Consider the following 12,076-nt stretch of genomic DNA (forward strand, 5'->3'; position numbering starts at 1 on the left):
GGCGCGCCGGCCGCGGCTGAGCCGGGAGGTGGTGCTCACCGCGGCCCTGGCCCTGGTGGACGCCGAGGGCCTGGAGGCCCTCACGATGCGCCGGTTGGGCAACGAGCTGGGCCGGGATCCCATGGGCCTGTACCGCTATGCGAAGAACCGGGCGGATCTGCTGGACGGGATCACCGAGCTGGTGCTGGACCAGCTGGTCATTCCCACCGACGGGGCGGACTGGCAGGAGCAGCTGCGCGCCACCGCCCACGACTTCCGCGACCTGGCACTGGCCCACCCGCACGTGGTGCCGCTGCTGGTGACCCGGCCGCTGTCCACCCCGCTCGGGTTGCGGCCGCTGGGCACCCTGCGGCCCCTGGAGAACATCCTGGCCCTGCTCATCGACGCCGGCTTCGCCCCGGCCGATGCCCTGCACGTCTACCGGGCCTACTACGGGTTCCTCTACGGGCACATCCTCAACGAGCTCCAGGAGATCGTCGTGGACGCGGAGGAGAACGAGTCCCTGCTGCGCCTGGGCCTGCACCGGCTGCCCGCGCGCCAGTTCCCCCTCCTGCGCGCCATGGCCCCGATCCTGGCCGACTACGACGGGGCCGGTGAACTCGACCAGGGCATCACCATCCTGCTGGGCGGTCTCCTCGCCCAGCTGCACCCCGCTCCGGCCGCACCCGGCAGCGCCCCGACCGCGACGTCCCAGGACACCGCCGGGGCAGTCGCGGGCGGCCCGACACATGCCGACCAGCTCGATGCCTCACCCCTGAGACCTGACCCGCTTGCTCCCTGACCTGTTCGAACCGTTGCCTCCAGGAGTTCCCATGACCACCATCGCCTCAGAGCCCACCGGCCACAATGATTCCCGGACTCCGCCCGTGCCCCATGCCGTCCTGCCCGCCCCGGGCATGACCCAGGGACCCCGGCGGACACCGGGCAGCCGCCTGGGCCCGACCGAGGACTTCCCGGAGGACCTGGCCGGACTGGGCATGGGCGACCTGCAGGTGCTGCACTCGAGGATCACCCGCCAGCTCGACCACGACTACCTCACCGACCCCGCCGGGCCCCATGTCTCGACCATGGACCGGTGCTGTGAGTTGACCGCCGAACTGGATGCCCGCGACGGCGCATGAGACCGCAGGACCCAGCACGAGCCCTGACCGACAGGCACACCATGAACACCGCCCACGCCCCAGAACCCACCGACACCACGGCTCCCCCCGTCCGCCGGTTCGACACCATCTGCCTGATCTTCAATCCGCACAGCACCGGGGACGCCCCCGAACTGGCCGCGAAGCTGCGCGAGCAGCTGATTCAGCACCTGCCTGACACCCCGGAGATCCGCATGCTCCCGACCGAGCACGCCGGGCACGCCGTGGACCTGGCCCGAGAGGCCGCCGGCACCCCCAACACCCTGATCGTCTCGGTCAGCGGCGACGGGGGCTACCACGAGATCGTCAACGGCGTCATGGCCGCCGGGACCACCGACACCGTGTGCGCGGTGCTGCCCGCCGGCAACGCCAACGACCACCAGCGCACCGCCGCCCGACAACCCCTGGCCCAGGCCATCGCCGAAGGCCGGGTGCGGCAGATGGACCTGCTCCACCTGTCCACCGGGGCCGGACCCGGGGCCCAGGCCGTCCACGCCCACTCCTACATCGGCTTCGGACTGACCCCGGTGGTGGCCCTCGACCTGGAGAAGGGCAACAAAGGGGCCTTCAAGGAAATGGTGTCGGTGGTGCGGACCTTCGCCCGGTTCCGGCCCTTCCGCATCCAGCACACCGACGGCACCCGGCAGAACATCGACAGTCTCCTCTTCGCCAACATCCCCCGGATGGCCAAGCACGCCATCCTCAGTGAAGCTCAGGACCGCCCGGCCGACGGGCGCTTCGAGGTGATCCTCTTCCCGCACACCGCCAAGTGGCGCGTGCTGCTCAAGGCCGCCCGCGCTGCCACCACCGGGCTGGGGAACCAGCCCAGCGTGGCCCGCTACGAGTTCACCGCCCTCAAGCCGATGCCCTACCAGCTCGACGGGGAGGTCCGCTCCGTCCCCGCCCGCACCAGGGTGCGCGTCGAGTCCGCCCCCTCGGCCCTGACCGTCATCGGCTGACCGGCGCCCGCGCAAAGGGCGAGCCCGGACCGGAGGCCGGGCGACGTCCTCGCCGAACGTCCCGCGCTACTGGCCGATCCGGTGGCTGACGACCTGTTCGTGGAAACCTGTCGCCGTCACGGTGGTCCCGGTTACTCCTCGTCCGTGGCGATCGCGCGAGGTATCGTCCCCGGCGCTTGAGAGGAAGAATGGTGGTCTCGGCAGGTGGTGGGCTTGCCCGAGAAGCGAGCCCTTTCAGGGGCTGAAGAGCTTGCCGGAGGAGAGCTGATGGAACCGGATCCGGCGAGAGCCGAACTCAGTGCGGCGCTGGCCCGCGTCCAGGACGTGTTCGTAGAGGCCGGAACAGTCGCCGAGGCGGTGTGCCGGCTCGTGGAGCTGGCCCGAGAGCTGACCCCCCAGGCGGCCGGGGCCGGCATCAGCGTCGTCGACGAAGACGGAGCCTGCACCACTGTCGCGGCCACGGACCCGGCAGTGACCGAGGCCGATGCGCTGCAGTTCGAGTTCGGGACCGGTCCGTCCCTGCGCGCCTGGGACACGGTGAGCCCCCAGTACGTGCCCGACACCACCACCGACCCACGGTGGCCCGAATGGGGCCGGACCGTGGCCGAGGCGGGGATCCGTTCGGTGCTCACCGTCCCGCTCGTGGTAGAGGGTCAGGAGATCGGGGCACTGGAGGTCTACGCGACCGAGCCCCACGCCTTCACCGAGCACGAGGAACACCTGCTGAGCCTGCTCGCCGGCCCCGTCGCCGTGCTGCTGGGGGCCGACGACACGCGGCGGCACCAGACCTCCCGCCCGGACGCCCTGCAGGAGGCCGTAACGGACCGGGATCGGATCGAACGCGCCGTGGGCGTGCTGATGGAACGCCGGCACCTGGACGAGCCCACCGCCCGCACCCGGTTGCTGGACACCGCCCGCGCCCGGGGCGGGACCCTCGCCCAGGCGGCCGAGCACGTCTTGGACAGCACGGATCCACCGGCTTGAACAACCACCGTGCGCCGTCGCCCCCGGTGGCATGCCTACGACCGGCGCAGCGGCATCTGCGGCAGCTGCGTCAGTCCTCCTCGGCGTTGTCGCCGTCGACGAGGTCCGAGACATAGGGGGCCTGTTGCGGGGGGATCCGGGCGATCAGCTCGTTGGCCGCATGTGCCAGCAGGTCACGCTGGAAAGGCGGCAGGCTGAAGGACTGGTGCAGGTAGGCGTCGACCTCGGTCTCCCCGGCCTCACCACCGAGGCTGAAGTAGTGCAACCACAACTGTTCGCGCCTGATCCCTGCACGGTAGATGGCCTGGCGCAGCAGGCGGGCCTGTTCGCGGGCCATGGCGTCATCACCCACCCGGGCTAGAGTTCCGCGTCGGGGGAGCCGCCGAGGACCGACCGGGCGATCTCGAGCAGGGGACGCCCCTGGGCCCGGGACGCCTCCAGCAGCGCCACACGGGCGTGATGCTGATCGAGACCGCGGCGTTCCATCACGATCCCGGTCGCGACGTCAACGGTCTGGCGATCCGTCAGCGCGCTCCGCAGGGACTGGCTGAGCTGGTGCGGGGCCTCGGAGGTCTGCGCGGCACCCAGCAGGGTCGCTGCCGCTGCGGCCAGCAGGCTCAGCCGCCGCTCGTCGGTGGCGGTGAACCCGTCAGCGGTGGTGGTGTACACCTTCAGCGCTCCGATGCAGTGCCCCTTGTACAGCATCGGAGCGCTCATCGCCGAACGGACCCCCAGTGGGAGCACCCCCGCGCACCAGGCCCGCCAGCGAGTCTCGGTGACGGTGTCGTCCACCCGCTGCAGGGCCTCGGTGGCCCACGCGCTCAGGCACGGGCCCTCCCCCAGCTCGTACTGCAGCGTGTCGCCGGCTTCGGCGACCGCGTCCGTCGTGCCGGTGGACATCGTGTACCCCTGGTCGTTGATCAAGGACGCCCCGGCACCGATCGCGGAGTCCACCACGTCCTGGGCGACTTCGGCCAGCTGCTCCACCGCGGAGGTCGCGCTCTCGCGGCTCAGCAGCATTCCGTGGATGCGGGCGAAGACCGTGGTCAGCTCCGTAGCCGAGGACTCTGGTTCCATGGTGCCCTCCCGGTCCGGCGGACCCGCTCCACGTTCCCCGACGGCCGGGAGCACAGGGGGGGGATCCGCTCGATGATTGCCCTTGCGCTACAGAATACTCCCGTCCAGCGACGGAGTTTCCGTTCTGCGCCCGCTCCCGGACTACCCCGTCGTCGTCCAGGAGGGTCTTTCGGCCTTCCCGGTCCGCCAGGGCCGCCTGCCAGGAGTCGCTGAGCCGGTGCGGGGCGTGTCGGCGGCCCAGGCGGTGACGCACGGGCCCTCGCGGAGCCCGTGCCGCGGAGCATCGGCGGCCCCGGTGAGCGCGTCGGTGACCCCGGTCGATCCGGCCCGGCCGGTGTCGTCGAACAGCGAAGCCCCTGCCCCCACGGCAGTGCCGATCACGACGCGAACCACCTGGGAGAGCTGGCCCACTGCCGTGGTGGCGTTCTGCCGGCTCACGAGCATGCCCTGGACGCGGGCGGAGGCCACCCTCGACTCCGGACACCGAAGGACCGGGGTCCATGACGTCTCCACCCGTCGTGACGACGAGCCGAGTTCATGTCCTGGCTTCGGAAACCGTCCCGCACAGCGGGGAGCGTCCCCGCAGTTCGCCCTGGTCCTGACGTTTCAGCCTGCGCCGCACCCCGGCATGCACCATCACTGCCGACCTCCTTGTTGCACCGATCGCGGCAGCACCACCCTGGGCGCCGCGGCCCAGCGCCCGCGGGGACACCCTCGGCCTGGCCGGCCCAGCGGAGTCCGTGAGGCCTGTGTCGCCCTGCCGGGAGCGCGCTCGAGGACGGGGCCGGCCGGGCCGCCGTCTGCGGCGCGTACCAGGACGAGGGAGAACCACCGCTGGCGCACCGGTCGGCGGCCCGCACCACCTTCTACGACGACGCCCTCGCCCGGCACCTCAGGAGCGTGGACCAGGCCGTCGCCCTCGGCGCGGGCCTGGACACACGCGCCCACCGCCTCCCCGGACACGCCGGTGCGCTGCCTCGAGATCGACGCGCCCCGGACCCGGACCTTCGAGCTGGGCATGTTGGCCGGTACCGACGAGGTCAGCGTCGTGGCCTTCGATCACGTCTCCGCCGAGACCCTCCGCCTCCCGCTCGTCGTTCGTGGGATGCGCCCGGGCGGCCTCCCGGTTCGTGGGAGAACCCCTGACCTTCGGTCCGGACACCACGCCACCGGCGCGGCTCCTGGCTCCCCGGGAACAGCCGCTGGGGCACATCTCACGCCCACGCCCACGTCGACTCGTTCCGGGTCCTCCTCGTGCCTCCCGAGGCCAGAATGACTATTGACTTTCGATAGGTATCGCGTGAAACTCGATGAATGAGTGTTGAACATCGTGCGGTCACCCCCCTCAGGATCTTTCTCGTGCTGCTGTTCGGGATCCTGCTGCTGTTCCAGGTCATGTCGCTGCCCGGGCAGTTCGCGCACATGGCCCGGGAGTCCCCGGAGATGGCGTATCTGCGGTGGCCGGCGACGGCCGTGACGGTGTTCTGGGTGCTGTGCGCCCAGGTGGTCATCGTGTCCACCTGGAAGCTGCTCACCCTGGTCAAGAAGGACCGCATCTTCAGTACGGCGTCGCTGGTGTGGGTCGACGCCATCGTGTGGGCGGTCGGCGCCGCGTGGGCGGTGCTGCTGGGCGTGTTCCTCTACGTCGGCTTCAACGCCGACGACCCCGGCCTGCCGTTGCTGTTGTTCTTGATCCTGACGGGTGTCACCGTGCTGGGTCTGCTGATGGTGGTGATGCGGGCGCTGCTGCGTCAGGCCACGACCCTGCGCACCGACATGGAAGCAGTGATCTGATGCCCATCGTCGTGCGCATCGACGTCGAGCTGGCCAAGCGCAAGATGAGCGTCGGTGAGTTCGCCGAGCGCGTCGGGCTCACCCCGGCGAACGTCGCCGTGCTCAAGAACGGCCGGGCCAAGGCCGTGCGCTTCTCCACCCTGGAGGCCATGTGCCGCGTGCTCGACTGCCAGCCCGGTGACCTGCTCGAGTGGGTCGACGACTGAAGCACCTCGACCCGGCTCGCGCCGAGCCGCCTGCCCCCGCGATCCGCGGGCGCTCCTCGCCCGTGGAAGGACAACCCGTGAAGCACATCCTCCCCCTCCTCGTGATCGCCATCGGCCTCGCCATGGGCGTGGCCGGCATCGTCCACGGGGAAGCCGACGACTCCCCGGGCCTCCAGCTGCTGGGCGTCCTGCTCGTCCTGGCCACGGCGGTGTTCGGCGTGCGGAGCGTCCGACGCGGCAGCTGACCACCCGGCCGCCGAGGGTGACCGCCGCCCCGCCAGCCGCTCCGCCGCGGCCGTCGTCGTCCCCCCGGCCCCCGTCACGCGCGTGCTCCTGGTGCTGCTGGACAGGGCGCTGAGCACGCCTTGCTGGCCGTCAGGGGCTTCGCGGACGTTGTGCGGCGCGTGCGTGGAGGACGAAGGAGGGGACGAGCCGCGCGGCCCGTCCCCTCCCCTCCCCCTCGGCGCGGGGGTCCTGCCCCCGGGCTCAGAACTTCTTGTGGCGCGGCTTGCGGAAGGGCTTGTCGCCGTCCCGGTCGCCCGCGGAGTACCCGGACCTCTTGCCCTGGTAGCCGCCGCGGGAGTCGTCGCCCCGGGCACCGCCGCCGCGGCGGGGGCGGTCCTGGTAGGAGGACGAGGTGCTGCGCGGCCGGTCCCGGCCGCCGGCGCCCGGGCCGCGATCGGCCTCGAGGTGGATGAGCTCACCGTTGATGCGCGTGCGGGAGAGCCGGTCCAGGGTCGAGGCGGGCAGGTTCTCGGGCAGGCCCACGAGGGTGTGGGTGGAGCGGATGTCGATCGCCCCGATCTGCTCGCCGCTCAGGCCGCCCTCGTTGGTGAGCGCCCCCACCACGGAGCCCGGCGAGACGCGGTGCCGGTGGCCGACGGACATCCGGTAGGTGGCCATGCCCTTCTCGGTGCGCGGCTCGCGGCGCGGCCGGTCGTCGCCGTCCCGTCCCGGACGGTCCCGGTCGCGGGTGCGCTGCACCGGCTCGGGCAGCTCCTCCACGAAGAAGGGCCGCCCGTCCTGTGCCATCACGGCGATCGCGGCGGCGATCTCCACCGCGTCGACGTCGTGCTCGGCCTGGTACTGCTCGACGAGCTCGCGGAACTGCGTGAGGTCCTGGGACTCCAGCGTGTCCGTGATCTGCTGCGCGAACCGGTCCTTGCGGGTCTGGTTCACGTCCTCCGTGGAGGGCATCCGCATGAGCTCCACCGGCTGGCGGGTGGCCTTCTCGATCGCCCGCAGCAGGTACTTCTCCCGCGGCGTCATGAACAGGATCGCCTCGCCGGAGCGCCCGGCGCGGCCGGTGCGGCCGATCCGGTGCACGTAGGACTCGGTGTCGTGCGGGATGTCGTAGTTGACCACGAGCGAGATGCGCTCGACGTCGAGACCGCGGGCCGCGACGTCCGTGGCCACGAGCACGTCGATCTTGCCCTCGCGCAGGGCCTCGACCGTGCGCTCGCGCATGTTCTGCGGGATGTCGCCGTTGATCGCGGCGGCCGCGTAGCCGCGGGCCTTGAGCCGGTCGGCGACCTCCTCGGTGGCGGCCTTGGTGCGCACGAACACGATGACGCCGTCGTAGTCACCGACCTCGAGGATCCGGGTCATGGCCTCCATCTTGTGGGAGCCCATGACCTGCAGGTACCGCTGGCGGGTGTTGGTGCCCGTGGTGGTCTTGCCCTTGACGGCGATCTCCTGCGGGTCCCGCAGGTACTTCTTGGCGATCTTGCGGATGGCCGGAGGCATGGTCGCGGAGAAGAGCGCAACCTGCTTCTCGACGGGCGTCTGCGAGAGGATCTCCTCGACGTCCTCGGCGAAGCCCATGCGCAGCATCTCGTCGGCCTCGTCCAGGACCACGTACTGCAGGTGGGAGAGGTCCAGGGACCCCTTCTTGAGGTGGTCGATCACGCGACCGGGCGTGCCGACGACCACCTGGGCGCCGCGGCGCAGCCCGGCCAGCTGCGGACCGTAGGGGGAGCCGCCGTAGACGGGCAGGACGGTGAAGTCGTCGAGGTGGGTGGCGTAGGAGGAGAAGGCCTCACCGACCTGGAGGGCGAGCTCGCGGGTCGGGGCGAGCACCAGGACCTGGGTGTCGCGGGAGACGCCGTTGACGTCGGAGAGCTCGGCGAGCCGGGACAGCGCGGGCACGGCGAAGGCCGCGGTCTTGCCGGTGCCGGTCTGGGCCAGGCCCACCACGTCCTTGCCCTGCAGCAGCACCGGGATGGTGGCGGCCTGGATGGGCGTGGGGCTCTCGTAGCCGACCTCGTCCAGGGTGGCGAGCACCCGGGAGTCGATGCCGAGCTCGGCGAAGGTGACGGTGTGCTCCTCGGCGGTGCCGGGGGTGCTGGGGGTGTCGACGGTCATGGAGAAGTGCCTCGTATCTGTGCAGGTGGCGGCCCGGGAGCAGGTCCAGGGGCGTCGGCCACGGTCGTGGTGTCCGGACGTCCCTGCCAACCACTTGGAGCCCCGTTCGGGAACGGGAGCGTCGGACACGGCGCGGCACGGGCCGCGGCCGAACATGATGCGCGTCACGGCATCGCGTTGCACGAGAAAGTGAGGGAGTGACCGGATTCGGTCCGACCAGTCTAGCGCACCCGTCGGCGCGGTCATCCCCGGCGACGCACCATCACGAGGTGCTTCTCGTCACGCACCACGGCGTAGTCGGCGCCGTAGCGCTGCCGGGCCCAGTCGGCGACGTCCCCCGGAGGGTTCCCGCCCCACGCGGCGCCGAGCCGGTCGACCACCACGTACTCCGGGGCGGGATCGCCCTCGGACCCCACCCAGTGCACCTGCGCGCGGGGCACCAGGTGGTGCATCAGCGTCAGGTCCGTGGCCACGCTCGCCCCCTCGGGGACGGCCGCGACGGCCGCGGCCTTGGCGTCCGCGCGGGGGTCCGGCCGGTAGGCGGCGGGGTCCGCGAGGTCGGCCAGCGGACGCCCCGGGACCAGCAGGAGCGCGACGACGAGCGCGAGTGCCGGCACGGCCCGGGCGAGCCGCCGGAACCGACCGCCGCGCAGCCGCAGCACGGCGTCGAGCAGCGCGACGAGGACGATGGGCATGAGGACGGCGCTGTAGTGCCAGCCCGTGCCCCAGTAGCCGTGGTTCGGTGAGAGCATCCGCCAGACCAGCGTGGGCAGCGCCACGAGCGCCAGCGGCGAGCGCACCACGACCACCACGCCCACGGCCAGCACGGTCAGCCAGGTGAGCGCCTTCTGGCCCGGCACCACCAGGGAGACCAGCGCCCCGACGGGGTCGGCCGCCGCCGCCGCGAGGTCCAGGCGGTCCGCGTACGCGAACCGGCCGTCCGGGCTGAGGGCGGGCAGCACCACGGTCACCGCGAGCGCCGACCAGGCCGCGCCCCACGCGGCGAGCGCGAGCCCCAGCGCCACCGGGCGGCGGTCCCCGCCCGCCTCGCGGTGCGCTCGCCAGGCGAGCACCAGGCCCAGCACCGCGACCGTGACGCCCAGGTCCTCCTTGACGAACGCCACGGGGGCGGCCCACAGCGCGGCCGCCGTCCACCGCCGCTCCACGAGGGACCCGAGGGCGAGGACCAGCAGCGGCAGGGCGAAGGACACCTCGTGGAACTGCACCGCGACGGCGGCCTGCAGCCCGAAGCTCAGGCCGTAGGCCAGTCCCAGGGCCGCGCCCGGGGCCGTGCCCAGCGCCCGGACCGCGAACCCCGTCAGGGCCCACGCGGAGACCGCCGCGAGCAGGTCCTGGACCACGAGCAGGGTCAGCGCGGAGGGGAACAGCGCGTAGACCGGTCCCAGCAGCACCAGGATCGGGTGGAAGTGGTCGCCGAGCAGGTTGGCGCCGTGGCCCTTGATGTGCACGACCGGGCCGTCCCCGGCGGCGTAGGACTTGGCGAGCTGCGTGAAGATCCCCAGGTCCCAGGACGGGACCTCCCAGCGGTGCCACTGGAGCAGGGACCACCACAGGTACAGGACGAGCACGAGGAGCCCCACGCCCAGCGGCACCAGCCGCGCCGGCCCGGTGAGCGGGACGGGGCGGGCCGGCGGTGCGGCGCGACGGAGCGCGGTGGCGGGCATGGCCTCCTCGGTGGCGGGGGCGCCGTCGGACAGGACTGCCATCATGGTCTCATGGCCGTCACCGCTCCCCCGCTCGTCCGCCCGCGCCCGGCGGCCCCGGACGCCGAGCTCGTGTGGGACCCGGAGGGCGCCCTGCACCTGGGCCAGACGCTCGGCGTGCTGGGCCGCGGCAGCGCCGACCCGCTGGTCCGGGTCGCTGCGCCCGACGTCGTGTGGGTCACCGCCCGGACCGCGACGGGCCCGGTCACGGCACGCTTCTCCCGCACCGGCACCGGCCGCCCCCTGCAGCGGCCCGTGCTCGTGCGCGCGTGGGGACCGGGAGCCGAGGAGTTCCTCCGCGAGGCCCCGCGCTGGGCGGGCGCGGAGGACGGGTGGGACCGGTTCGAGGCCTCGGACGCGTACCGCGCGCTGCCCCACCGGCTGACCGCCGCCCGGCACCACCACCCGGGGCTGCGCCTGCCCTCGACCGGCCGGGTGCTGGACCGTGCCGTGCTCTCGGTGCTGGAGCAGCGCGTCACCGTGCGCGAGGCCGTGGCCGCCCACCGGCAGCTCGTGCGGCGCCACGGCGAGCCCGCGCCGGGCCCGGCCCCGGAGGGGATGCGGATCGCCCCGACCGCCGAGGCCTGGCGCCGGGTGCCCGTGTGGGAGTGGCACCGGGCGGGGGTCGACGGCGCCCGGGCCGCGACCGTCCGGCGCGTGGCCGCGCGGGCCCCCGCCCTCGAGCGGCTCGGCCGCAGTCCCCTTGACGCTGAGCTGCACCGGGGCCTGCGCTCGATCCCCGGCCTCGGGCCCTGGACGGTCGCGGAGATCGTCCAGTGCACCCACGGGGACCCGGACTCCGTCAGCGTCTTCGACTTCCACCTCGCGGACACGGTGTGCTGGTTCTTCGACCGGCGCCCGGGCGACGACCGCCGGATGCTCGAGCTGCTGGAGCCGTGGCGGGGCGACCGGCAGCGGGTGGTGCGACTGCTGCGGGCCTCGGGGTTCCGCAAGCCCTCGTTCGCCCCGCGCCTGCACCCCGAGGACCACCGGCGCCGGTGAGCGCCCGTTCACGCCCGCGCTTCCCGGTGAGGACACCCTGTCCTTGCTGGCACGGCGGCCACCGCGGGCGTTCAATGGAGCCATGACGACCGAACACGTGATCGAGGAGCCGCACGGTGCGGGCTACACCGAGCGGATGAACAAGCTGCGGGCCGGGGTCCTGGGCGCCAATGACGGCATCGTCTCGGTTGCCGCGGTGGTGGTCGGCGTGGCCGGCGCCACGCCCAGCACCAGCGCGATCCTCCTGGCCGGGGGCGCGGCGCTGGTCGGCGGGGCCCTGTCCATGGCCCAGGGCGAGTACGTCTCCGTGTCCAGCCAGGCGGACTCCCATCGCGCCCTGATCGAGAAGGAGAAGCAGGAGCTGATCGACATGCCCGAGGCCGAGCTCCAGGAGCTCGCCGACATCTACGAGACCAAGGGCCTGTCCGCCGGGACGGCCCGGCAGGTGGCGCTGGAGCTCACCGACCACGACGCCCTGGCCGCGCACCTCGACGCGGAGCTCAACATCGACGCGGAGGACATCGTCAGCCCGTGGGGCGCGGCCGTCGCCTCCGCGCTGGCCTTCCTCGTAGGGGCACTGCTGCCCATGCTCGCGATCCTGCTGCCGCCGGAGGCCTGGCGGATCCCCGTGACCTTCGTCGCCGTGCTCGCGGCCCTCGCGCTCACCGGCTGGCTGGGAGCCCGTCTCGGGGACACGCCGCAGGTGGGCCGCGCGGTGCTGCGCGTGGTGGTGGGCGGCGCACTGGCCCTGGTGGCCACCTTCGCGCTCGGCTGGCTGTTCGGCGTCACCGGCGTCGTCTGACCCGCTGCCTCCCGGACCGGCCCGG

14 protein-coding genes are annotated in these 12,076 nt (G+C 72.8%); 10 read left to right on the top strand and 4 right to left on the bottom strand.

What is annotated here, in order from left to right; all coding sequences use genetic code 11:
- The 4 genes from ACH9D2_RS10810 to ACH9D2_RS10825 form a co-directional block, all read left to right on the top strand.
- The coding region (locus tag ACH9D2_RS10810) for a TetR/AcrR family transcriptional regulator C-terminal domain-containing protein (RefSeq protein ID WP_396362752.1) at nucleotides 1-781 on the top strand (781 nt) is incomplete at its 5' end.
- A 31-nt stretch (nucleotides 782-812) separates the two neighbouring features.
- The gene (locus ACH9D2_RS10815) at nucleotides 813-1,121 is read left to right on the top strand and encodes a hypothetical protein (RefSeq protein WP_396362753.1); all 309 of its coding nucleotides are present in this window, start codon (nucleotides 813-815) and stop codon (nucleotides 1,119-1,121) included.
- A gap of 41 nt (nucleotides 1,122-1,162) precedes the next feature.
- Nucleotides 1,163-2,098: a diacylglycerol kinase family protein gene (locus tag ACH9D2_RS10820; protein ID WP_396362754.1), complete on the top strand. Its 936-nt coding sequence runs from the start codon at nucleotides 1,163-1,165 to the stop codon at nucleotides 2,096-2,098.
- 267 nt (nucleotides 2,099-2,365) lie between these two features.
- Nucleotides 2,366-3,082, top strand: coding sequence for a GAF and ANTAR domain-containing protein (locus ACH9D2_RS10825; protein WP_396362838.1), 717 nt, complete (start codon nucleotides 2,366-2,368; stop codon nucleotides 3,080-3,082).
- Between the two features lie 70 nt (nucleotides 3,083-3,152).
- Here the strand turns inward: ACH9D2_RS10825 and ACH9D2_RS10830 are convergent, their stop codons facing one another.
- Nucleotides 3,153-3,434: a hypothetical protein gene (locus tag ACH9D2_RS10830; protein WP_396362839.1), complete on the bottom strand. Its 282-nt coding sequence runs from the start codon at nucleotides 3,432-3,434 to the stop codon at nucleotides 3,153-3,155.
- Nucleotides 3,435-3,439: 5 nt separating this feature from the next.
- Nucleotides 3,440-4,159 carry a GAF domain-containing protein gene (locus ACH9D2_RS10835; protein WP_396362840.1) on the bottom strand — a complete coding sequence of 240 codons (720 nt, stop codon included), beginning with the start codon at nucleotides 4,157-4,159 and terminating at the stop codon, nucleotides 3,440-3,442.
- A gap of 834 nt (nucleotides 4,160-4,993) precedes the next feature.
- On the opposite strand from ACH9D2_RS10835, the gene ACH9D2_RS10840 reads away from it, so the two are divergent.
- The 4 genes from ACH9D2_RS10840 to ACH9D2_RS10855 all read left to right on the top strand — a co-directional run bounded on the left by ACH9D2_RS10840 (nucleotide 4,994) and on the right by ACH9D2_RS10855 (nucleotide 6,404).
- Nucleotides 4,994-5,305 (top strand): class I SAM-dependent methyltransferase, encoded by a 312-nt coding sequence (locus ACH9D2_RS10840; protein WP_396362847.1) that lies wholly within the window; start codon nucleotides 4,994-4,996, stop codon nucleotides 5,303-5,305.
- 168 nt (nucleotides 5,306-5,473) lie between these two features.
- Entirely contained in the window at nucleotides 5,474-5,953 is a 480-nt protein-coding gene (locus ACH9D2_RS10845; protein ID WP_396362841.1) for a DUF2975 domain-containing protein, read from the top strand.
- A complete protein-coding gene (locus tag ACH9D2_RS10850) occupies nucleotides 5,953-6,159 on the top strand; it encodes a helix-turn-helix domain-containing protein (RefSeq protein WP_212823949.1) in 207 nt (68 codons plus the stop codon). Before ACH9D2_RS10845 ends, ACH9D2_RS10850 begins: the two co-directional genes overlap by 1 nt.
- A 77-nt stretch (nucleotides 6,160-6,236) precedes the next feature.
- The gene (locus ACH9D2_RS10855) at nucleotides 6,237-6,404 is read left to right on the top strand and encodes a hypothetical protein (protein ID WP_396362842.1); all 168 of its coding nucleotides are present in this window, start codon (nucleotides 6,237-6,239) and stop codon (nucleotides 6,402-6,404) included.
- A gap of 241 nt (nucleotides 6,405-6,645) precedes the next feature.
- On the opposite strand, the gene ACH9D2_RS10860 is transcribed toward ACH9D2_RS10855, so the two are convergent.
- Complete coding sequence (locus ACH9D2_RS10860; protein ID WP_396362843.1) at nucleotides 6,646-8,523, bottom strand: DEAD/DEAH box helicase; 1,878 nt, start codon at nucleotides 8,521-8,523, stop codon at nucleotides 6,646-6,648.
- A gap of 242 nt (nucleotides 8,524-8,765) precedes the next feature.
- Complete coding sequence (locus ACH9D2_RS10865) at nucleotides 8,766-10,253, bottom strand: DUF2079 domain-containing protein (protein ID WP_396362844.1); 1,488 nt, start codon at nucleotides 10,251-10,253, stop codon at nucleotides 8,766-8,768.
- A 6-nt stretch (nucleotides 10,254-10,259) separates the two neighbouring features.
- Between ACH9D2_RS10865 and ACH9D2_RS10870 the strand changes: the two genes are divergently transcribed.
- Nucleotides 10,260-11,249 (top strand): DNA-3-methyladenine glycosylase family protein, encoded by a 990-nt coding sequence (locus ACH9D2_RS10870; protein WP_396362845.1) that lies wholly within the window; start codon nucleotides 10,260-10,262, stop codon nucleotides 11,247-11,249.
- Between the two features lie 82 nt (nucleotides 11,250-11,331).
- Complete coding sequence (locus ACH9D2_RS10875) at nucleotides 11,332-12,051, top strand: VIT1/CCC1 transporter family protein (protein ID WP_396362846.1); 720 nt, start codon at nucleotides 11,332-11,334, stop codon at nucleotides 12,049-12,051.
- Nucleotides 12,052-12,076: the final 25 nt, after the last annotated feature.

This window comes from Kocuria rhizosphaericola, assembly GCF_044462205.1.
Lineage (GTDB): Bacteria > Actinomycetota > Actinomycetes > Actinomycetales > Micrococcaceae > Kocuria > Kocuria rhizosphaericola.